Below are 21,826 nucleotides of genomic sequence, written 5' to 3'. Positions count from 1 at the left end.
TAAGTTACCTTTCTAGCTGAGCTGGATGAAGTATGTGAGTGAATGTGTTTAATCGATCAGTGCAACAGATTCGGTGTGACAAGACGAAATGGTTCGACCGTGATCACCACTAATTCACTGGCATTGAGTTGTAGTTCGATCTTGCCTTGCACGATACTCAATGGAGAATGGGTAATTATATCATTGCTATAGCAAAAATCTTGCTGTGAAGAGATAAGATAATCATTATCTTGAAAAGGATTGTTTAATTCGGAAACCGTGCCGTCGCTGTCAGTGAGTAATAGCTGAATACTTGATAAATTAACAGACTGGCTTAATGGATTGGTTAACGTAATAGTATAAGTAAAGAAGTACCTGTGTTGTGCTGGTACAGATACTTCTTCGACATATTCGGTGTCAATGATAAGAGTGAATGAATCCGCGACACTTACCATTGATACGGACCGTCTTAATCCGCTACTTGCATTGGATTATCGGTTACGAAGTTAGCAATCGTAACATAGTTTTCAAGCGTTAAGTTCTCTGGACGTAGAGAAACGTTAATACCTAGCGCTGCAATGTCATCAACCGAAATCACCTTTTTCAGGCTATTACGAATTGTTTTACGGCGTTGATTAAAGGCATTTCTCACTACATGGTTAAGTACTTTTAAACTTTTCGCAGGGTGCGGTAATACCGTATGTGGTTCTAAGCGAACAACCGCTGAATCTACTTTTGGTGCCGGTCTGAATGCTTCAGGGCCGACTTCAAGTACCGGTGTTACTCTGCAGTAGTATTGCGTCATTACTGTTAAGCGACCGTAACTTTTAGTGTTATGGCTAGCGGCTAAACGTTGTACCACTTCTTTCTGTAACATGAAGTGCATATCTTGGATATCTTCATGGAACTCAAATAAGTGGAACATTAACGGCGTTGAAATATTGTAAGGTAAATTACCAAAAATACGCATTTTCATGTTCGGTTTGATTAACTGCTTAAAATCAAAACGCATTGCATCTGCTTGGTGAATTTCTAATTTTTTAGATAGTACCGGGTGTTGCTCTAGGCGTTCAGCAAGATCTCTATCCAGCTCTACGACTGTCATCTTATCGAGACAATCTGCTACAGGCTCGGTTAAGGCGCCTAAACCGGGACCAATTTCAATTAGGTTTTCACCTTTTCTCGGGTTAATTGATGCCACGATTTGACCAATTACATAAGCATCATGTAAGAAGTTTTGACCAAAACGTTTTTTCGCGGTGTGACCTAAATGGACCTTGTCGTTCATGCGTGTTTCTCTATCATTTCTATTGCTTGGTTTACGGCTGTAAACATACTGCCGGCGTCGGCTGTTCCAGTACCTGCAAGTTCAATTGCAGTACCGTGATCAACTGATGTACGGATAAAAGGCAAGCCCAGGGTAATATTTACTGAGTTGCCAAAACCAACCGATTTTAATACCGGCAATCCTTGGTCATGATACATTGCTAATACAACGTCAGCATCATCAAGATACTTAGGTTGGAACAAGGTATCTGCAGGGAGGGGGCCTGTCAAATCCATACCCTCATCGCGAAGTTTCATTAACGTTGGAGAGATGATCTCAATCTCTTCGCGACCTAGATGTCCATCTTCACCTGCATGTGGATTGAGTCCACATACATAAATTTTTGGTCGTTCAATACCAAACTTCGTTTTCATTTCAGCGTGAAGGATGCGAATAATATTACTTAATCGCTCTTCTGTTATCGCTTTGGCGACATACGCCAGTGGAATATGCGTGGTTACTAACGCAACACGTAGCCCCGTTGTTGCCAGCAGCATAACTACGTCAGCGGTTTCTGATTGCTGCGCAAAAAACTCAGTGTGACCGCTAAAAGATACGCCGGCTTTATTAATAATGCCTTTGTTAACAGGGCCTGTGACGACTGCGCTAAATTCTGCAGACATATTCCCTTCACATGCAAATTGCAGTGTATCTAATACATAGCGACCATTCGCTACATCAAGCTTACCGGGTTCTGCGGATACCGCCATTTTCATAGGGGCGATAGTTAACGTACCAGCACGTTGTGGTTGTGCTGGTAGACTTGGATCATAGTTGATTAATTTAATTGTTTTACCAAGCATTTTTGCTCGAGATAAAATCAGCTCAGGATCGGCACAAAGCACCAATTCTACTGGCCAGTCTTGCTTCGCTAATTCCAGAACTAGGTCTGGGCCAATACCAGCAGGCTCACCTGGAGTAATTGCTATACGATGAGTCACATTTTCACCTGTTTACGATTCATTATTTAAAATACGAATATAAGCTTCTTGTTTTAATTCATTCAACCAAGATTGGCTTTCTTCGGCTGCACGACGATTATACAGTAATTGCCATGCTTTTTGGCGATTTGCTTTATCTGTCGTATCTTGTGTACGTCTATCAATAAGTTGCACTATATGCCAACCATGGCTAGAACGAAATGTCGGACTAATTTCGCCTTTTTTCAAGTCTTGCAATGCTAACTTAAATGCGGGTACATAGATGTTTGGATCTGCCCAACCAAGCTCACCACCTTTGACGGCTGAGCCGGTATCATCTGAATAGGCTTTAGCAAGCTCGGCAAATTCTGCGTCGCCTGATTTAATACGGGTTAAGTATTCATTGAGTAATGATTGTGCTTTGTCATCACTTAAGATAACGGATGGTTTAATCAGAATATGACGGGCATTAACTTCTTTGGTTAATACTGTTTCTACACCACGCATATCGCTAACTTGAATGATATGTAAACCAGCACCACTACGAATTGGACCGATAATATCGCCTTTTTTAGCATTGGTTACCGCTTCTGCAAATAATGTCGGCATTTCATTGATATTCATCCAACCCCAATCGCCGCCATCCAGCGCTTTGGGACCAGCAGAGAGCGCTAATGCAAGATTTGCGAATGGTTCACCCGCATTCAGTTGCGTTTGTATATCGGCAATTTTAGTTTGTAGTGCTTCCATCGTGGCATTATCTGCCTCGTTAGGAACTCGCAGCATAATATGGTTAACACGGTATTGTCGGTTTTTCTGCCCTTGCTCATCAATTATTGCAATTAAGTTGTCAACATCTTGATCGGAAATGGTAATTCGACGACGCATTTGCATACGTTGTACTTCGTTGGTTAATATTTGGGTTCGAATTTCTTCTTTGTAATCATTAAAATCACCACCATCAGCAACCACACTTTGACGCAGTTGTTCTACAGTTTGGTTATCACCTTTTGCGATATTATTTAACGTATCTTCAAGCTGAGCATTGCTAATACGCATGCCCATTTTCTTGGCCATTTGCAGCTGTAAACTATCAATAATAAGTTTATCTAATGCCTGCTGAGTCAGCACCTCTTGCGATGGTAACGTTTGGCCTGCTTTGGTTGCCCGCGCTGTTACTGATCTAGTTAATGTATTCACATCACTAGCGAGAATGACTTCTTCATTAACAATGGCAATCACTTCATCAAGTTTGGTGAGTTCGGCCTGCGCTTGCCAACTCGTTACAACTATTACTCCAGATAACAGAGTCTTAAGCATTTTTTTTATCACTTTATGAATTCCTATTCAATATCGACTATAAGTGAGACAGCAGTAGGCTGAAAATTATCAATTTTTTACCACGGGAAATATGAGGATTGTCTAATTTGCTGAAAACCGAGGTGAAAAAGTAAGCGGAAGTATACCTTGTCAGACCTTCAATGCAATCATCATGGGCTGTAAATCCCTGTTTGATTAATAACGGCTAGCTTTAACTGAGTTATTTATAGCCGTTATTATACCCAAGCATCTTGAAGTCACTTGGGTATATATTCGAGATATTTATTTAAACGCGTTGGTCAATCGATGTTATTCACGTAACTGGAATGGTTCACCGTATGAAAATAGACTTGAAGTACCGATGTTATTCATATCGGTACCAATGCCGCCAAGACCTTTTAGTTCAAACATTAATGTTGGGCCGCGATCAAAGGTTGTTTCATTGGTATTTATATTATGATTTTTTAAACGATAACCATAATCAAGGCGAATTGCCCAACAACATGATTCATATTTAATCCCCACAAAGGCATCTTGGGTTATTTTATTTTCGACATCATAATAATAACTCGCGCCCATATCCCACTGATTATTGATCGGTAAGATAAATTTGGACCCCATCTGGTTTATTCGTGAGTTAATGTTCTCATTTTTCGTTTCTAATATCGAAGACGTATCATCAATGTAGCGATAGTTAAGTTGTATTTTTTGACCACTGTCAAAACGGTATTCGATAGCCGCATCTGCACGGCGTACTAAGTCATCTTGAATGGCATATTCAATACTGTTATTGATGAATAAATTACGGCTTATTTTGACGTCTGCTTCCATCACGATACTGGATGTTGTTACGTCCGTGTTGTCGGTGTCCGGATTGCTTTCTGGTGCGATACCAACTTGGCTCTCACCAAAGTAAACGATTTGGCCAAGCGCAAAACGAAATCGCTCACTGCCTATGTCATCAAATACACGACTTGTTAAACCTATGGTGAATTGATTGGTATCGGCAATGCGATCTAAACCGCTATAAATACGGTCGCGGTATAAACCGAGGAAATCTTGTTGGATCGTTGATGAATCGTAAATACCAATATTGTCTTGGTTTTTATAAGGGATATATAAATACTGTACTTGTGGCTCTAACGTTTGCGTAATGGCATTTCCAAACCAAGATGTAGGCCGTTCAAAATTTAAACCTGCGTGTAATCTGGCTGTTGGTATCACTCGAAATACTTGTTCTTCTAGTTCACCTTTGTAGCCATTAGCAAAGTTTTTGTTATCTGACTCATTGAATGTTTGGCTGTAATAAGTCATCGGTAATTTAAATTCGGCGACCGCAAAACCTGCTGGGCGTTTGTAAGGGAAACTAATCTCTGGTTCTATATGGGTTCTAATGCCACTGTACATGTTGCTGTTAGAATGAGAGAAATTAGTCATCTCGCTATAAACTGACAGTTCAATGGGATTATTATCAAATTGTTGGTAACCGGTAAAAGAAATTTTCGGTAATACTTTATGTGGTGTTGAATCGGAGTAATCATTTAGAATTTGAAAATCACGCACTTCAAATTGTGACGACGTCATATCCGTATTGTAAGTCAAGGCCGCGGTTCGTAGTAGCGTATTGCTGTCTCTAGAACCTGCTGAGGCATCAAGATCAGAAAAATAGTCATTATCACTTACTTGGGTGTAGTCCGCTGACAGACTTAGGTTGTCATTGAAGTTACCGTTATGGCTCCAGTGGTACAGACTACGATCGGTGTTGGTTTTCTTATCGTTAGCGAGGTATTCAACATTAATCTTACCACTCTGACCATCGACTAAATAACGGAATTTAGTGGTTAACTCTGTGCCACGCTCTGACATGTAAGTGGGGATGATTTCCATGTCATAGTTTGGAGCAATATTCCAATAAATTGGTTGCGAAAACGTGACACCATTTTCTAATGAATTTTCAAATGACGGGAATAATAAACCGGTCCTACGTTTATCTGTGGTTGGATAAGTAAAATATGGCATATAAAAAATAGGTACGTCTTTAAAGTACAAGGTTGCGTTATAAGCCTCGGCGGATTCATCAATATTATCAATGTTGATCGATGATGCACGCAATACCCAGCTATTATCGCCAAAGGGACATTCACTATAAGTGGAACGTTGCATTAAAATATTATCGCCGCTATTGGTAATATAGACCTTTTTAGCTTCACCATTAGCCGCTTGACCGTGCAGTAGGTAATTGACATGTGTTAGCTCAGCATCTTTGGTATCTAAATTCGCTTTTAATGTTTTGCCTTTAATTGTCGATGTACTGTCTTCTAATATAACGTTGCCTTCAGCCGTTAGAATATTAGTGAGTTGATAGAGAATAATTTCATCAGCAGATAATATTCTATTACCTTGAGTAAAGTTCACATCACCTTGAAAAATGGCTTTGCTACCTTGGGTCACTTTTGCACTGTTTGATAGTAGCTGGATCTCGTTATTGGCTTTGCTATCTTCAATCGGCGGTTTTATAGCGGGTACATAAGGGTAGCACTGTTTAAAAAGTGTTAACTCTGCTAATTCAGACGTAGCGATAGAATCGTCAACGGTCCTTGATGTACCATCTTCGTTAGTGATAATGGTGGCTGCGCTAGCTGAGAATACGACACCGCTGAGTGTTGAAAATAAGGTGAAAAGGCGCATTTTAACAATCCATTTTGTCATCGATAATTTCATTAAAATTAAAAAATAGTTAAATATAATAATGCATATTACAGCGATAGACCATTTAATGACTGGTTTTATCCGGTAAACCTGTAAAAAGATGATGAGATTGATTGATTTGTTACATTTTAAACAGCCATAATACGATTCTTATATAAATATATGTCATTTTTGCTTGGTAGCTACTGTTATGAATATGTTGTTTTACATTTTATTATTCGCCATTGGTATGAAATTTGGTGGGTTTTTTGGGGCGATTTTCATGGTCTGGGTTGGCTCGATATTAAAGCGCCAATTTGGTCCTCGACTCGGTATTGATACTCGACCTGCCGCACATAAGCGTCAGGATATTTTCTTGCACACGTCATTTTCGGTGATGGGGCACATGGCAAAAGCGGACGGTCATGTGACCGAAGCGGAAATTCATGTGGCGACGCAGTTAATGGACCGCATGAAACTGACGGGGGAAACTCGTCGTGCAGCACAAGCGTCATTTAATCAAGGTAAAGAAGCTGATTTTCCGTTAGAGCAAACTGTGCGCGATTTTCGTCGTGTGAGTGTGTTACGTCGTGATCTGATTAAAATGTTCCTGGAAATACAAATTCAGGCCGCGTTTGCTGATCACGAATTATCAAATTCTGAGCGTGATATTCTTCATCGTATCGGTGCGATCTTAGGGGTGAACAGCCAAGATATGGACAATTTATTGCAGATGATGGAAGCTGAGATCCGCTCTCACCGTCATGGCAGTAAAGTGAGTAGTGAAGAAGCATTAATTAATGCTTATCAACAGCTTGGTGTAAGTGAGGACGATGATGATAAAACCATTAAACGTGCTTATCGTAAATTAATGAATGAACACCATCCAGATAAGTTAGTATCAAAAGGTTTACCAGAAGAAATGATGATTATTGCTAAAGAAAAAGCCCAAGATATTCAAGGTGCTTATGACGTAGTAAAAGAATCGAGAAAAATGCGTTAATACCAGCCTAGTTTGACCAACCAGCCATAAATCATTTGGCTGGTTGCAATCTGAGTTTCTACTTGCCCCGGTAAGCCAATCATTTCTATTTGTCTATAATTTCCCTTGTTAATACGCTTTGCTGCGGTATGCCTTTTTTTTGCTTCATCAATAACCGCTAAGCTATCGGTCTGCGCATATAAATCTAATATCGGCGCGTTGAGTTGGTGCATTTGACTAATGAACTGTTTGGCTAACTCGGACGTTGGACTATGGGCGCTGAGTAATACAATCGCATCGACGTAAATATCCGGGTTATTCACGAGTATATTTATTATCGCTTGGCAGTTTACGCCTTGTAGGATAAGTAAACGCTTACCACTTTGGCTGGCGAATTTATCTTGTAACGTGAGTAGTTGGGCTTGTAAACGTTGCTCGGCATGCTCTGATTTTAAGGGCTGACTTAATGGTGATACAGAATAGGTATGTAAGCCTTTATCACTGAGTTGATAGCGCAGCGTTTGAATTATATTTGGATTATTAGCTGAGGTATAGGTATCGGCAAATATCCAACTTGTACCGATGACTTTACCCGTAGTTTGTTCACGCCATAAAGTTAAAAAACGGTTATCGATATCACCTAACCAGGCCACTTCGTTGCTATCGCTATACTTGGTTAAGTCTTGATCAAACACGCGTTGTTGAGAAATGGGGAAGGTTATTGTTGGCTTATCCGACTCTTTATCCACTGCAGATTGTTCTATTGCTTGAGATGATAAGCTAACTAATAGTAATAATACCAGGGCCTTAAACATTCATGATTCCTACATAACTCGTTGTGCTTAATCAATTGAAAAAGGTGGTTTAACCTTAAATTCTATTCTTTCAGACGTTAGGGGATGGTCAATTTCTAACATAGCAGCATGCAGTTGTAAATGTTCAGCGGCTGCAACGCCTTGTGCTGACGCATATAATTCATCACCTAAAATGGGCGTACCCAATGCTAACATATGTACTCGCAATTGGTGCGATCGACCGGTCACAGGTTTAAGCAATACTGTTGCGCTCGCTTGCTGGTTGTTATTGTTATTGGCAGGTTGCTCTGCAATGACTTGCCAATGTGTCAACGCGGGTTTTCCGTCGATAAAGTCAATCATTTGCCTTGGCCTATTGGGCCAATCACAACGTAAAGGTAAATCAATGCTGCCAGACTTGGCCGTTGGGATCCCCTCTAAACGTGCATAGTAGTACTTTGCGGTTGAGCGTTGTTGAAATTGTCTGCTGATGTGGCTTTGCGCGGCTTTGCTCAGTGCCATTAAGATCACACCTGAGGTACACATATCCAACCGGTGCACAATTGTCGCAGTGGGAAACCGTTCTTGGACCCGACTGGCAATACTGTCGGTATGCTCGGGTAATCGCCCCGGAACGCTTAATAATCCACTCGGTTTGTTTAACACAATAATGGCATCGTCTTGATAAATAATATCTAATCTAGGGTGTTGCGGTGGAGCATAAATAAAATCGGACATAGGGCATATACAATATAGTGAAGTTTTTAGAAGGTAAGCTTTAAATTATCGCTTGTTAATAATAACAACTAATAACAAAGGGGTTAACCGAAATTAACCCCTTTGTTGCTCGTCATTAAAACGTGCTTTTAGTTAGCTTGGAGTAACCACAATAAAGCGTACTGCATCTAATTTAAGCTGAGCGTTATTAATGTGCGTGGTGAGTTCTGCTGTTTGTTTTTCAATAAACGCCAGTTCTTCATCACGTACATTAGGGTTAATCTTCTGCAATGCTTGTAGACGTTCAAGCTCGACACTCATATTTTGCTGCATTTTTGCCAGTGCAGCGTTAGTGATCGCTTGCTTTTGATCTTCAGCTACCGCGGTTGATTTACCAATAAGATCATGGATAATCGTTTGAGATGCTGAAACCAGTTTCGTCGCTACATGGCGGTTAATCGCATTAAGCTGACGATTGAAACTATCAAAATCTACTTTCCCGGCTAAGTTATTACTGTTTTTATCCAGTAATAAACGAATTGGTGTTGCCGGTAAGAAACGATTAATTTGACAATAAGGCGGTGCCGATGTTTCAACCACATAAAGTAGTTCTAATAAAATAGTGCCAGCAGGTAGCGCTGGATTTTTTAATAGTGAAACGGCGGTTGAGCCCGTATCAGACGTCATGATTAATTCAATGCATGCGCGTATTAATGGGTGTTCCCAAGTCAGGAAGTGTACGTCGTCACGAGACAATGCGGTGTCACGATCGAAGGTAACTGTAATGCCGTCTTCAGATAGATGTGGCAAACTTGGTATTAACATCTGATCTGTCGGTTTTAATATGAGCATGTTCTCGCCACGATCTTCTTGGTTTATACCAATAACATCGAATAAGCGTATCGCAAAAATAGGTAACGTAGGACTATCATCATTGGCTTTTAGCTGTGCAATAATGTCGTCTGATTTACCCAAACCGTTAGAGTTTAACTCCAGTAAACGGTCGCGGCCACTTTCCATTTTTGCTTTTAATGCATCGTATTGACTACGTGTATCAGTGATTAATGCGTCTGTTGCGGCGAGATCAATTTCTTTTGCGGCTAGCTGAGTCAGTAATTCATCTTTTACTTCTGCAAAAATATCGCCACCGATAGGGCAAGTATACTCAAACGCATTTAAGCCATTTTGATACCAGTTTTGTAATACATCCTGTGCGGTATTGGTAAAGAAAGGGACGTGAATACTGATGTCATTTTTCTGACCGATACGGTCTAAACGACCAATACGTTGCTCAAGTAAATCTGGGTTTAATGGTAAATCAAATAATACCAGATGTTGTGCAAATTGGAAGTTACGACCCTCTGAGCCGATTTCAGAACAAAGTAGAACTTGTGCTCCCGCATCCTCTTGGGCGAAGTAAGCACCGGCTTTATCTCGCGCAATTATCGACATGCCTTCATGGAATACTGTGCCCCGAATACCTTCACTCACACGTAGTGACTCTTCGATCGACATCGCTGTTTCAGCATTGGCTGCGATCACTAATACTTTTTCATTTTTATTGGCAAGTAAGAAGTCTTGTAACCATTCAACACGTGGATCAAAACTACACCAAGATGCGTCTTTGCCTTCGAATTGTAAAAAGATTTCTTCTGGGTATAAACCTCGACGCGCAGCTTCTGCATAACTTGCCGAGCCATTCATCATTTGTGCGACTTTTAATGACGTTTTATATTGGTCTGGTAGCGCTAATGGAATCGGTTTGTAGTAGCGGGTTGGGAAACCTTTAATTGCCGAACGTGTATTACGGAATAATAAACGCCCTGTGCCATGGCGATCTAATAATTGACTAATTATTGATTGTTTTGCTTTCTCGGCGTCTTCTGAACCGGGTGAAGTCTGGATTAAAGCCAGCTTGTCTGATATATCAGCTTCACTTAATAATTTAGTTAATGATGCTGCAGTCTCTGGTGACATGATGGGTGAATCTAATAGTTCTTGTGCTGCTTGTGCAATGACAGAATAACTATTTTCTTCAGCAACGAATGCGGCATAATCATAGAAACGGTTTGGATCTAATAACCGTAAACGGGCAAAGTGACTTTCATGGCCAAGCTGATCCGGTGTTGCAGTGAGTAGTAGTACACCTGGCGACTTTTGCGCTAATGCTTCTACAACCTGGTATTCACGACTTGGTTCTGTTTCGCTCCATCTAAGGTGATGCGCTTCATCAACAACCAATAAGTCCCAATCGGCACCCACCGCTTGCTCAAAACGACGACGTTTTTTGCGTAAGAAGTCCAGGCTACATAAGATCAATTGTTCAGTTTCAAATGGGTTATCTGCTTCAGCGAGTGATTCGATGCAACGCTCTTCATCAAAGATACTAAAGTGTAGATTGAAACGACGCATCATTTCTACTAACCATTGGTGTTGTAATGTTTCGGGTACCAAAATTAACACACGATTGGCAAGGCCTGCTGTCAGCTGCTGATGGATGATCAAACCCGCTTCAATGGTTTTACCTAAACCTACTTCATCAGCAAGTAAAACGCGAGGAGCATGGCGTTGACCCACTTCGGTGGCAATATGTAATTGATGTGGGATCAGACTGACACGTGGACCTTGAATGCCATTTAATGCAGATTGTTGTTGAGAAAACTGATGCTGTAATGTTTGATGGCGTAAAACAAAGCGATCCATGCGATCGATTTGGCCTGCAAATAGGCGATCTTGTGGTTTATTAAACTTGATGAAATTGTTCAGGAATGTTTCACGTAATGAAACTTCTTCACCGGTGTCTTGATGAATACCCATATAAGTAATGATACCTGAGCTTTCTGTTACTTCAGTAACGGTTAAACTCCAGTCTTCATGAGACAGTACCTGATCACCGACATTAAACATGACACGCGTGATTGGCGCTTCGTTACGAGCATATAAACGGTTTTCACCACTTGCAGGAAATAATAGCGTTAACATTCTGCCTTCTATGGCAACTATCGTTCCTAATCCTAATTCTGATTCCGTATCGCTGATCCAGCGCTGACCAAGTTGGAAGGGCATGTATATTCAAACTCCAAAACCGTAAAAAGGGCGCATGTTACCTAAACCAGAGAGTTAGGTCACGTATAAAGACAAATTAAATAATAGTTTAAATTGACCCAGTAAGTAAATTCTACCTATATAAGTAGATGAAAATAGAAATATTGAATAATTAAAACCTGAAATCATGATAAATCACCGAAGAGTTAGGCGAAAATAGATGGGTTAGATGAACTATCGTTTATTTTTAATTTGTTTTGTTTGAATTATGTTCGGTTTTTAAGGTTTATCTTTAAAATGGAATGAAATTTATAAAATTACTTGCCAATGTAACCCAGATCTCTATAATCGCTCCCACTGACACGGCAACAGTCGTTCAGTATGCTCTTTAACAATTTATTCAAGCAATCTGTGTGAGCACTTGCAGAGATATAATGACCAAATATTATATCAATGTAATTGTGAACATTAAATTAAATCGAAAGATTTGGTTTTATAAACAACAAACTTCGGTTTGTTGTTGAAGTACAGAATTCATTGAGCCGACTTAATTGCTTAGGCAATTAGTCAAAAACTTTTAATTGAAGAGTTTGATCATGGCTCAGATTGAACGCTGGCGGTAGGCTTAACACATGCAAGTCGAGCGGAAACGAAGAATAGCTTGCTATTCTGGCGTCGAGCGGCGGACGGGTGAGTAATGCTTGGGAATCTGCCTAGTCGAGGGGGACAACAGTTGGAAACGACTGCTAATACCGCATACGACCTACGGGTGAAAGGGGGCCTCTTCTTGAAAGCTCTCGCGACTAGATGAGCCCAAGTGGGATTAGCTTGTTGGTGAGGTAAGAGCTCACCAAGGCGACGATCCCTAGCTGGTCTGAGAGGATGATCAGCCACACTGGAACTGAGACACGGTCCAGACTCCTACGGGAGGCAGCAGTGGGGAATATTGCACAATGGAGGAAACTCTGATGCAGCCATACCGCGTGTATGAAGAAGGCCTTAGGGTTGTAAAGTACTTTCAGCGAGGAGGAAAGGTGGTAAATTAATACTTTATCACTGTGACGTTACTCGCAGAAGAAGCACCGGCTAACTCCGTGCCAGCAGCCGCGGTAATACGGAGGGTGCAAGCGTTAATCGGAATTACTGGGCGTAAAGCGCATGCAGGCGGTTTGTTAAGCGAGATGTGAAAGCCCCGGGCTCAACCTGGGAACTGCATTTCGAACTGGCAAACTAGAGTTCTTGAGAGGGTGGTAGAATTTCAGGTGTAGCGGTGAAATGCGTAGAGATCTGAAGGAATACCAGTGGCGAAGGCGGCCACCTGGCAAGTAACTGACGCTCAGATGCGAAAGCGTGGGTAGCAAACGGGATTAGATACCCCGGTAGTCCACGCCGTAAACGATGTCTACTCGGAGTTTGGTTCCTTGAGAACTGGGCTCTTAAGCTAACGCATTAAGTAGACCGCCTGGGGAGTACGGCCGCAAGGTTAAAACTCAAATGAATTGACGGGGGCCCGCACAAGCGGTGGAGCATGTGGTTTAATTCGATGCAACGCGAAGAACCTTACCTACTCTTGACATCCACAGAATCTGGTAGAGATACCTCAGTGCCTTCGGGAACTGTGAGACAGGTGCTGCATGGCTGTCGTCAGCTCGTGTTGTGAAATGTTGGGTTAAGTCCCGCAACGAGCGCAACCCTTATCCTTATTTGCCAGCACGTAATGGTGGGAACTCTAAGGAGACTGCCGGTGATAAACCGGAGGAAGGTGGGGACGACGTCAAGTCATCATGGCCCTTACGAGTAGGGCTACACACGTGCTACAATGGCGCATACAAAGGGCTGCAAACCAGCAATGGTAAGCGAATCCCATAAAGTGCGTCGTAGTCCGGATTGGGGTCTGCAACTCGACCCCATGAAGTCGGAATCGCTAGTAATCGTGAATCAGAATGTCACGGTGAATACGTTCCCGGGCCTTGTACACACCGCCCGTCACACCATGGGAGTGGGCTGCACCAGAAGTCATTAGCTTAACCTTCGGGAGGGCGATGACCACGGTGTGGTTCATGACTGGGGTGAAGTCGTAACAAGGTAGCCCTAGGGGAACCTGGGGCTGGATCACCTCCTTACGTAAAGTTGTTAATTTTTGTAAGTGCCCACACAAATTGCTTGAATAGAAAATTAAATTGCACGTCTTATGTAAATAAGACAACGGTTGGGATGAAATCCAAACGTAGAAAGTAAATAGTGTCCTGTTCGTCTAGAGGCCTAGGACACCGCCCTTTCACGGCGGTAACACGAGTTCAAATCTCGTACGGGATACCACTTTTCTTTCTGATTAAAAATCAAAGCTAAGCAGCTTAATGTTTATCTTTGCTTTTTAGCAAATTGCTCTTTAAAAATTTGGAAAGCTGAATAAATAAAGAAGTTCTTAAAACACGTTACGATTAAGTTCGTAACAATATAGTGTTCTTGAGTATTCTTGAGGCGAAAAAAACTAGATAATACCTAGTTATTTCAATTGTACGGTCGACTTTAGATTGTATGGTTAAGTGACTAAGCGTATACGGTGGATGCCTAGGCAGTCAGAGGCGATGAAGGACGTGTTAATCTGCGTTAAGCTGTGGGGAGTTGATAAAAAGCGTTAATCCACAGATTTCCGAATGGGGGAACCCACTCTACTTTGTAGAGTATCGTAACGTGAATACATAGCGTTGCGAAGCGAACCGGGAGAACTGAAACATCTAAGTACCCCGAGGAAAAGAAATCAATAGAGATACCCTTAGTAGCGGCGAGCGAACGGGGTCTAGCCCTTAAGCAGTTTGGAAGTTAATGGAAGGCTCTGGAAAGTGCCACGATACAGGGTGATAGTCCCGTACATGAAAACGACCTTATTGTGAAATCGAGTAGGACGGCACACGTGATATGCTGTTTGAATATGGGAGGACCATCTTCCAAGGCTAAATACTACTGACTGACCGATAGTGAACCAGTACCGTGAGGGAAAGGCGAAAAGAACCCCTGTGAGGGGAGTGAAATAGAACCTGAAACCGTATACGTACAAGCAGTGGGAGCCTACTTTGTTGGGTGACTGCGTACCTTTTGTATAATGGGTCAACGACTTAATTTCAGTAGCAAGGTTAAGCGAATAGCGGAGCCGTAGGGAAACCGAGTGTTAACTGCGCGAATAGTTGCTGGGATTAGACCCGAAACCCGGTGATCTAGCCATGGGCAGGTTGAAGGTTGAGTAACATCAACTGGAGGACCGAACCGACTAATGTTGAAAAATTAGCGGATGACTTGTGGCTGGGGGTGAAAGGCCAATCAAACCGGGAGATAGCTGGTTCTCCTCGAAAGCTATTTAGGTAGCGCCTCGCGTCTAACTATTGGGGGTAGAGCACTGTTAAGGCTAGGGGGTCATCCCGACTTACCAACCCTTTGCAAACTCCGAATACCAATAAGTTCAATCGCGGGAGACACACGGCGGGTGCTAACGTCCGTCGTGGAAAGGGAAACAACCCAGACCGTCAGCTAAGGTCCCAAAGTGTATGTTAAGTGGGAAACGATGTGGAAAGGCTCAGACAGCCAGGAAGTTGGCTTAGAAGCAGCCATCTTTTAAAGAAAGCGTAATAGCTCACTGGTCGAGTCGGTCTGCGCGGAAGATTTAACGGGGCTAAACATACCACCGAAGCTACGGATGCAAAGACTTGTTCTTTGCATGGTAGAGGAGCGTTCTGTAAGCCGTCGAAGGTGAGTTGAGAAGCTTGCTGGAGGTATCAGAAGTGCGAATGTTGACATGAGTAACGATAATGGGGGTGAAAAACCTCCACGCCGAAAGACCAAGGGTTCCTGTCCAACGTTAATCGGGGCAGGGTGAGTCGACTCCTAAGGCGAGGCCGAAAGGCGTAGTCGATGGGAAACAGGTTAATATTCCTGTACTCACTTATATTGCGATGGGGTGACGGAGAAGGTTAGGCTAGCATGGCGATGGTTGTCCATGTTTAAGGTTGTAGGCTGTGTGCTTAGGTAAATCCGGGCGCACATTAAGGCTGAGGACTGATGACGAGTCTCTACGGAGATGAAGTAGTTGATACCCGGCTTCCAGGAAAAACCTCTAAGCTTCAGATATAAGAGAATCGTACCCCAAACCGACACAGGTGGTTAGGTAGAGAATACTAAGGCGCTTGAGAGAACTCGGGTGAAGGAACTAGGCAAAATGGTACCGTAACTTCGGGAGAAGGTACGCCAATGATGGTGAAGGACTTGCTCCGTAAGCTATTGTTGGTCGCAGAGAAATGGTGGCTGCAACTGTTTATTAAAAACACAGCACTGTGCAAAATCGAAAGATGACGTATACGGTGTGACGCCTGCCCGGTGCCGGAAGGTTAATTGATTGGGTTAGACTTAGGTCGAAGCTCATGATCGAAGCCCCGGTAAACGGCGGCCGTAACTATAACGGTCCTAAGGTAGCGAAATTCCTTGTCGGGTAAGTTCCGACCTGCACGAATGGCGTAATGATGGCCACGCTGTCTCCACCCGAGACTCAGTGAAATTGAAATCGCTGTTAAGATGCAGTGTACCCGCGGCTAGACGGAAAGACCCCGTGAACCTTTACTATAGCTTGGCACTGAACATTGAACCTACATGTGTAGGATAGGTGGGAGACTATGAAGCATTGTCGCTAGATGATGTGGAGTCAACCTTGAAATACCACCCTTGTACGTTTGATGTTCTAACGTAGGTCCCTTATCGGGATTGCGGACAGTGTCTGGTGGGTAGTTTGACTGGGGCGGTCTCCTCCCAAAGAGTAACGGAGGAGCACGAAGGTTGGCTAAACATGGTTGGACATCATGTGGTTAGTGCAAAGGCATAAGCCAGCTTAACTGCGAGACAGACACGTCGAGCAGGTACGAAAGTAGGTCTTAGTGATCCGGTGGTTCTGAATGGAAGGGCCATCGCTCAACGGATAAAAGGTACTCCGGGGATAACAGGCTGATACCGCCCAAGAGTTCATATCGACGGCGGTGTTTGGCACCTCGATGTCGGCTCATCACATCCTGGGGCTGAAGTTGGTCCCAAGGGTATGGCTGTTCGCCATTTAAAGTGGTACGCGAGCTGGGTTTAGAACGTCGTGAGACAGTTCGGTCCCTATCTGCCGTGGGCGTTTGAGAATTGAGAGGAGCTGCTCCTAGTACGAGAGGACCGGAGTGGACGAACCACTGGTGTTCGGGTTGTCATGCCAATGGCATTGCCCGGTAGCTAAGTTCGGAACTGATAACCGCTGAAAGCATCTAAGCGGGAAGCAGGCCTCGAGATGAGTTCTCACTGGAGCTTTAAGCTCCCTGAAGGGCCGTTGGAGACTACAACGTTGATAGGCAAGGTGTGTAAGTGCTGTGAGGCATTGAGCTAACTTGTACTAATTACCCGTGAGGCTTAACCATACAAATTAAAGTATGATTAATTGAAATACGACTTAAGAATAGACAGAACACTTTAGGTTTTAAAGACTTCTTTATTTATAGCTTTTCAGATTTACAATAGAAATTAATTTTCTTATAGAAAGCAAACCAGATTTGCTTGGTGACCATAGTGTTGCGGTACCACCTGACTCCATTCCGAACTCAGTAGTGAAACGTAATAACGCCGATGGTAGTGTGGGGTTTCCCCATGTGAGAGTAGGGCATCGCCAAGCGCCAATTCCTATTTATTTAGACCTAGTCTGAGTAAGTATTATTTAAGACGTAGTCTTAAATAGAAAGTTTTAGGGGTGTAGCTCCAACGGCAGAGCAGCGGATTCCAAATCCGCGTGATGGGAGTTCGAATCTCTCCACCCCTGCCAATTTTATTAGTACTATCAAATCAAAGAAACAGATTTAACTTTAATGATAAATTAAGTTATAATCCTGTTCATCTTGTAGGGGTGTAGCTCCAACGGCAGAGCAGCGGATTCCAAATCCGCGTGATGGGAGTTCGAATCTCTCCACCCCTGCCAATTTCTTCTGTTAATCTTCATGATATGGTTATCCAATGAGTAATTTTTCACGTTATTACTTGCAGCAAATGGGTATCACATTGTGGCAATGTCATAAGCCTGAACAATTTCCTCATCTCGCTAGTCAAGCTGAGAAAATAGCATTACCAAAACATTGCCAAATTTTAATTATCGCGAACGATAAACTTGCCCCACATAGCCAATTTATTAAACAAATTTTACGTACGTTACAGCTTGAACTAAATCAAAGCCATATCATCACCGAAGAAGAGCTAAAGTATTATTACCAAACGCCGAAATGGATTTGGACTATTGGTTGTAAACAATCAGATCTTGCTGCAAAACAGCAACTATCATCACCTCATTTAGATGTACTGTTGCATTCTGCTCAAGCGAAAAAGCAGCTTTGGCAACAAATCGTCAGTTATATGCAATAACGAGTCTTTAATGCCAAAAATCATTCCGCTAACACTTGAACATTTACCCTTAGTCCAAAAAGTTGAAACTGCGAGCCATGCATTTCCTTGGTCAGATAAGATCTTAGCCAGTAATTTTGGTGCCCGATACTTTAATTTTCTATTAGTTAAAGATGAGCAAATACTAGGTTATTACTTTGCTAACCAAGTGGCTGGAGAAGCAAGTCTGCTTAATATCGCCGTTGCGCCTGAGCATCAAGGTAAGGGTTACGGTAAGCTGCTTATTAACCACCTAATTAAAGAATGCCAACAGCAAGAATTGTTTCAATTATGGTTAGAAGTGCGAGAATCTAATCACGGTGCTTACCAACTTTATTTAAACACTGGCTTTAATGAGGTCGATCGCCGTATTAACTATTATCCAGCGGCGAAAGGCAGAGAAGATGCCATTATGATGTGCTACATAGTCTAGAACAAGACAAGGTGATTCTTTAGTGTTTTTGTAATAGGGAACGTCTATTGCTTGTATACTTATTCCTGATTAATGATTACTATCCGTGATTATATACCCCGCATCTTGAAGTCGTTTGGGTATATCATGCGTTAATTCTACTTATGGATAATCAGGGAAGCTAATGACCCAACATTTAGTAAACAGTTTCAGATCTAAATTTTCAGCACGTAAAACAACAACCGCAATTCGTTTTAAAGAACACGGTGAATGGCAAGATATCACCTGGTCTACGTTACTCGATAACTCAGATCGCGTAGCTAAAGCATTGTTGTTTCTTGGCTGTGAAGTGCAAGCTAAAGTCGGTATCTTGGCAAATAATCGTCCGGAATGGAGCTTTGCTGATTTAGGTATTTTAGCTGCGCGTTGTGTTACTGTCCCTATCTATCCTACCAATACCACAGAGCAAACTCGCTATATTGTTAAAAACGCTGATATCGATTATCTATTTGTCGGTGGTCAAGAACAGTTCGATAAAGCCCTTGAACTATTAGCAACGGATGACTTAAAGCTGATCATTGCGCTGACGGATGTTATAGACTTAAAAGGCGAATCAAATGCAATGCACTTTTCTGCTTTCATCCAGCAAGGCAATCAAGCATCCGATGCAGAATTTGAACAACGATTGACTGATGCGAATATGGACGATCTGGTTACCCTTATTTATACATCTGGTACCACAGGACAACCAAAAGGTGTCATGCTCGATTATACTAACTTTGCTGCAGCCTTCGCGAGTCATGATAAGATGATTGATGTATCAGAAACGGATACTTCAATCGCCTTCTTGCCGTTAAGCCATGTGCTCGAGCGTACTTGGTCTTTTTATCTGATGCATAGTGGCGCGAAAAATGTGCATCTCGAAAATCCTAAATTGATTATCGATGTTATTGCTGAAGTTAAACCCACACTACTTGTTGCTGTGCCGCGTTTATATGAAAAAATATACAGCACTATTCATACACGCTTAGAATCTGCATCAGCAGTTAAAAAGGCGCTGTTTGGCTGGGCTACTAAAGTCGGCTTAGCACATTTCAAACTTGTTCATAGTAACCAACAGCCATCTTTTTGGTTAGCTAGCCAGCATAAACTCGCTGACCGACTTATCTTCTCTAAACTACGCGGCATTCTTGGTGGTAATACACGCTTTTTACCTTGTGGTGGCGCGAAAGTTGATCCAGATATAAACCAGTTCTTTCAGTCCATAGGCATTCAAATACAAGCTGGTTATGGTATGACAGAAACAACGGCGACAGTATGTTGTCATCGTGGTACAGGTTATGATTTTGGTTCAATTGGCTTACCACTACCTGATATGGAAGTGAAAATCGGTGATGATAACGAGATATTAGTACGCAGTGATACGGTAATGAAGGGTTATTATAAAATGCCTGAAGAAACCGAAAAGAACTTTATCGATGGTTGGCTGAAAACCGGTGATGCAGGTAAGATCTTAGCTAATGGTGAAGTCGTGATGACGGAACGTATTAAAGAGCTAATGAAAACATCAAACGGTAAATATATCGCACCACAGCTGGTTGAAGGCACATTAAATAAAGATCACTTTATTGATCAGGTCGCGATTTTTGCTGATTCTCGTCATTTTGTGAGTGCGTTAATCGTGCCATCATTTGATGCATTAGAAGAATACGCCAACTCGATTAATTTACAGTTTTCAAGCAAAGCCGAACTGCTGCGTCATAGTCATATCGTTACTATGTTTGAGAAACGTTTACAAGACCTACAAAGTGAATTGGCTAACTTTGAAAAAGTAAAAAAATTCAAACTACTTAATCGTGAATTTTGTATGAAAAAAGGTGAGATCACACCGACACTGAAGTTACGTCGTAAAGTCATTGAAAGTGAATACAAGAAAGACATTGATGAAATGTATAACAGTGATAAAAAGTAATAACTGTTAATATGAAATAGAAATAGAAATAGAAATAGAAAAGGGAGCTAATTAGCTCCCTTTTTAGTATTCACGCTACTGCATTATGCTAGCAGCTATCTATGCAGGCTTACTTAAACTGTGTTTGTAGCGGTGGTAATACTTGTTTTTTACGGCTTACAACATTTGGTAAGTCGATAAGTTCGTCAACGAAGGTACCGCCAAGTGTTTCTGCTACTAACGCACTTTCTTCACTTTCGATTAAAGCGACAGAGTTTAGGTTAGTAATATCGGTTAATAATACTAACGCGGTGTGGTAACCGTGCTCAGCTTTATATTTAACAAGTTCACTTTGTAATTCTGCTTTGCGTGACAGTGCGAGATCAATGTTAGTGATCTCTATTTGTGCAATTGAGAAGTCTTTGTTACCAATTGTGTAAACTTTAAGGTCACGTAAGATTAACTCTTCAGAAGGCACTGCTGCAATGTCTGATTTCGCTGCAAATTGTGCGGTAACGAATGCATCAATATCATCAATACCAGCAATTTTAGCCAGTTCGTGTGCTGCATCAATATCGATTTGTGTACAGGTCGGAGAGTTGAAGTGTACCGTGTCACTTAAGATTGCACCTAACATCATCACAGCAACTTTCTGGTCGATGTCGATGTTGTTGATCTTGTACATGTTGTAAACAATCGTATTTGAACAGCCGCAAGGCCAGATCCATGCTTCAAGTTGCTCATCTGTTTCGAAGTCACCAAGTTTGTGGTGATCAACGATACCGCGAATTGTAGCTTGGCGAGCATCTTTTGGTGCTTGGTTGAAGTCAGAGTAATCAATGATCCAAACTTCCTCACCAGCAATTGATGTACGGATTTCAGGGCACGCTAAACCAGCTTGTTCAAGCAGGAAAAGACCTTCTGCATTCGGTTCGCCTTGCATAATAGGTGTTACTGTTTTGCCATCGCGTTTTGTTAAAAATGCAGATAGAGAGATTGAGCCTGCTAAGCTGTCACAATCAGGGTTTGTGTGTCCTAGTACTAACATCATTGCTTCCAAATTAATTATAGGTTTATGGATTAACGAACATAATAGTGATCTCAGTTAAGCTGTGCAACCTTATCTGCTCGATCACGGCATTATTTCCACGGATTATTTACATTTTTCTATCGACTATTATTCAATATTTAAGTATAACATCGAATCTTTAATGTGATCATGAGCACGTATTGAGGCAATTAGTCGGTAA

Annotated in this window: 13 protein-coding genes, 3 tRNA genes and 3 rRNA genes; 10 read left to right on the top strand and 9 right to left on the bottom strand. The window is 42.0% G+C overall.

What is annotated here, in order from left to right; translation table 11 throughout:
• Nucleotides 1–56: 56 nt before the first annotated feature.
• From PE36_RS00455 to lptD, 5 genes are all read right to left on the bottom strand, one after another.
• Nucleotides 57–434: an ApaG domain gene (locus PE36_RS00455; RefSeq protein WP_006029964.1), complete on the bottom strand. Its 378-nt coding sequence runs from the start codon at nt 432–434 to the stop codon at nt 57–59.
• Between the two features lie 14 nt (nt 435–448).
• A complete protein-coding gene (gene rsmA, locus PE36_RS00450) occupies nt 449–1,267 on the bottom strand; it encodes a 16S rRNA (adenine(1518)-N(6)/adenine(1519)-N(6))-dimethyltransferase RsmA (RefSeq protein WP_006029963.1) in 819 nt (272 codons plus the stop codon).
• A complete protein-coding gene (gene pdxA, locus PE36_RS00445; protein WP_006029962.1) occupies nt 1,264–2,247 on the bottom strand; it encodes a 4-hydroxythreonine-4-phosphate dehydrogenase PdxA in 984 nt (327 codons plus the stop codon). Before pdxA ends, rsmA begins: the two co-directional genes overlap by 4 nt.
• A 12-nt stretch (nt 2,248–2,259) precedes the next feature.
• A complete protein-coding gene (gene surA, locus PE36_RS00440; RefSeq protein WP_006029961.1) occupies nt 2,260–3,546 on the bottom strand; it encodes a peptidylprolyl isomerase SurA in 1,287 nt (428 codons plus the stop codon).
• Between the two features lie 309 nt (nt 3,547–3,855).
• Nucleotides 3,856–6,255, bottom strand: coding sequence for an LPS assembly protein LptD (gene lptD, locus PE36_RS00435; protein WP_232286507.1), 2,400 nt, complete (start codon nt 6,253–6,255; stop codon nt 3,856–3,858).
• Nucleotides 6,256–6,445: 190 nt separating this feature from the next.
• On the opposite strand from lptD, the gene djlA reads away from it, so the two are divergent.
• A complete protein-coding gene (gene djlA / locus PE36_RS00430) occupies nt 6,446–7,237 on the top strand; it encodes a co-chaperone DjlA (protein ID WP_006029959.1) in 792 nt (263 codons plus the stop codon).
• Here the strand turns inward: djlA and PE36_RS00425 are convergent.
• From PE36_RS00425 to rapA, 3 genes are all read right to left on the bottom strand, one after another.
• A complete protein-coding gene (locus PE36_RS00425; RefSeq protein ID WP_006029958.1) occupies nt 7,234–8,031 on the bottom strand; it encodes a DUF3530 family protein in 798 nt (265 codons plus the stop codon). The two genes, djlA and PE36_RS00425, sit on opposite strands and share 4 nt — an antisense overlap.
• A 27-nt stretch (nt 8,032–8,058) precedes the next feature.
• Nucleotides 8,059–8,748 carry a pseudouridine synthase gene (locus PE36_RS00420; protein ID WP_006029957.1) on the bottom strand — a complete coding sequence of 230 codons (690 nt, stop codon included), beginning with the start codon at nt 8,746–8,748 and terminating at the stop codon, nt 8,059–8,061.
• 132 nt (nt 8,749–8,880) lie between these two features.
• Nucleotides 8,881–11,793: an RNA polymerase-associated protein RapA gene (gene rapA / locus PE36_RS00415; RefSeq protein WP_006029956.1), complete on the bottom strand. Its 2,913-nt coding sequence runs from the start codon at nt 11,791–11,793 to the stop codon at nt 8,881–8,883.
• A 557-nt stretch (nt 11,794–12,350) separates the two neighbouring features.
• On the opposite strand from rapA, the gene PE36_RS00410 reads away from it, so the two are divergent.
• The 9 genes from PE36_RS00410 (at nt 12,351) to PE36_RS00370 (ending at nt 20,597) form a co-directional block, all read left to right on the top strand.
• A 16S ribosomal RNA gene (locus PE36_RS00410) occupies nt 12,351–13,895 on the top strand.
• A gap of 120 nt (nt 13,896–14,015) precedes the next feature.
• A tRNA-Glu gene (locus PE36_RS00405) sits at nt 14,016–14,091 on the top strand.
• Nucleotides 14,092–14,312: 221 nt separating this feature from the next.
• A 23S ribosomal RNA gene (locus tag PE36_RS00400) occupies nt 14,313–17,207 on the top strand.
• Nucleotides 17,208–17,342: 135 nt separating this feature from the next.
• A 5S ribosomal RNA gene (gene rrf / locus PE36_RS00395) occupies nt 17,343–17,458 on the top strand.
• Together the 16S, 23S and 5S rRNA genes with 3 tRNA genes alongside form the textbook arrangement of a ribosomal RNA operon.
• A gap of 71 nt (nt 17,459–17,529) precedes the next feature.
• A tRNA-Trp gene (locus tag PE36_RS00390) sits at nt 17,530–17,605 on the top strand.
• A gap of 77 nt (nt 17,606–17,682) precedes the next feature.
• Nucleotides 17,683–17,758, top strand: a tRNA-Trp gene (locus tag PE36_RS00385).
• 35 nt (nt 17,759–17,793) lie between these two features.
• On the top strand, nt 17,794–18,195 hold the full coding sequence (locus tag PE36_RS00380) for a DNA polymerase III subunit psi (RefSeq protein ID WP_006029955.1): 402 nt from the start codon (nt 17,794–17,796) through the stop codon (nt 18,193–18,195).
• A gap of 10 nt (nt 18,196–18,205) precedes the next feature.
• Nucleotides 18,206–18,646 (top strand): ribosomal protein S18-alanine N-acetyltransferase, encoded by a 441-nt coding sequence (rimI, locus tag PE36_RS00375; RefSeq protein WP_006029954.1) that lies wholly within the window; start codon nt 18,206–18,208, stop codon nt 18,644–18,646.
• 163 nt (nt 18,647–18,809) lie between these two features.
• On the top strand, nt 18,810–20,597 hold the full coding sequence (locus PE36_RS00370) for a long-chain fatty acid--CoA ligase (protein ID WP_006029953.1): 1,788 nt from the start codon (nt 18,810–18,812) through the stop codon (nt 20,595–20,597).
• Nucleotides 20,598–20,706: 109 nt separating this feature from the next.
• Here the strand turns inward: PE36_RS00370 and PE36_RS00365 are convergent, their stop codons facing one another.
• Nucleotides 20,707–21,624 (bottom strand): manganese-dependent inorganic pyrophosphatase, encoded by a 918-nt coding sequence (locus PE36_RS00365; protein ID WP_043993539.1) that lies wholly within the window; start codon nt 21,622–21,624, stop codon nt 20,707–20,709.
• Nucleotides 21,625–21,826: the final 202 nt, after the last annotated feature.

The sequence above is a fragment of the Moritella sp. PE36 genome (assembly GCF_000170855.1).
In the GTDB taxonomy this organism is placed as follows: domain Bacteria; phylum Pseudomonadota; class Gammaproteobacteria; order Enterobacterales; family Moritellaceae; genus Moritella.
The sequence above is the reverse complement of the archived record's forward strand: the minus strand, read 5'-3'. Positions and strand labels throughout refer to the sequence as shown.

Bases quoted from the DNA above. Each gene is read 5' to 3' on its own strand.
- PE36_RS00455 (WP_006029964.1), bottom strand. From the start codon at position 434: ATGGTAAGTGTCGCGGATTCATTCACTCTTATCATTGACACCGAATAT.
- rsmA (WP_006029963.1), bottom strand. From the start codon at position 1,267: ATGAACGACAAGGTCCATTTAGGTCACACCGCGAAAAAACGTTTTGGT.
- surA (WP_006029961.1), bottom strand. From the start codon at position 3,546: ATGCTTAAGACTCTGTTATCTGGAGTAATAGTTGTAACGAGTTGGCAA.
- lptD (WP_232286507.1), bottom strand. From the start codon at position 6,255: ATGACAAAATGGATTGTTAAAATGCGCCTTTTCACCTTATTTTCAACA.
- djlA (WP_006029959.1), top strand. From the start codon at position 6,446: ATGAATATGTTGTTTTACATTTTATTATTCGCCATTGGTATGAAATTT.
- PE36_RS00425 (WP_006029958.1), bottom strand. From the start codon at position 8,031: ATGTTTAAGGCCCTGGTATTATTACTATTAGTTAGCTTATCATCTCAA.
- PE36_RS00420 (WP_006029957.1), bottom strand. From the start codon at position 8,748: ATGTCCGATTTTATTTATGCTCCACCGCAACACCCTAGATTAGATATT.
- rapA (WP_006029956.1), bottom strand. From the start codon at position 11,793: ATGCCCTTCCAACTTGGTCAGCGCTGGATCAGCGATACGGAATCAGAA.
- PE36_RS00380 (WP_006029955.1), top strand. From the start codon at position 17,794: ATGAGTAATTTTTCACGTTATTACTTGCAGCAAATGGGTATCACATTG.
- rimI (WP_006029954.1), top strand. From the start codon at position 18,206: ATGCCAAAAATCATTCCGCTAACACTTGAACATTTACCCTTAGTCCAA.
- PE36_RS00370 (WP_006029953.1), top strand. From the start codon at position 18,810: ATGACCCAACATTTAGTAAACAGTTTCAGATCTAAATTTTCAGCACGT.
- PE36_RS00365 (WP_043993539.1), bottom strand. From the start codon at position 21,624: ATGTTAGTACTAGGACACACAAACCCTGATTGTGACAGCTTAGCAGGC.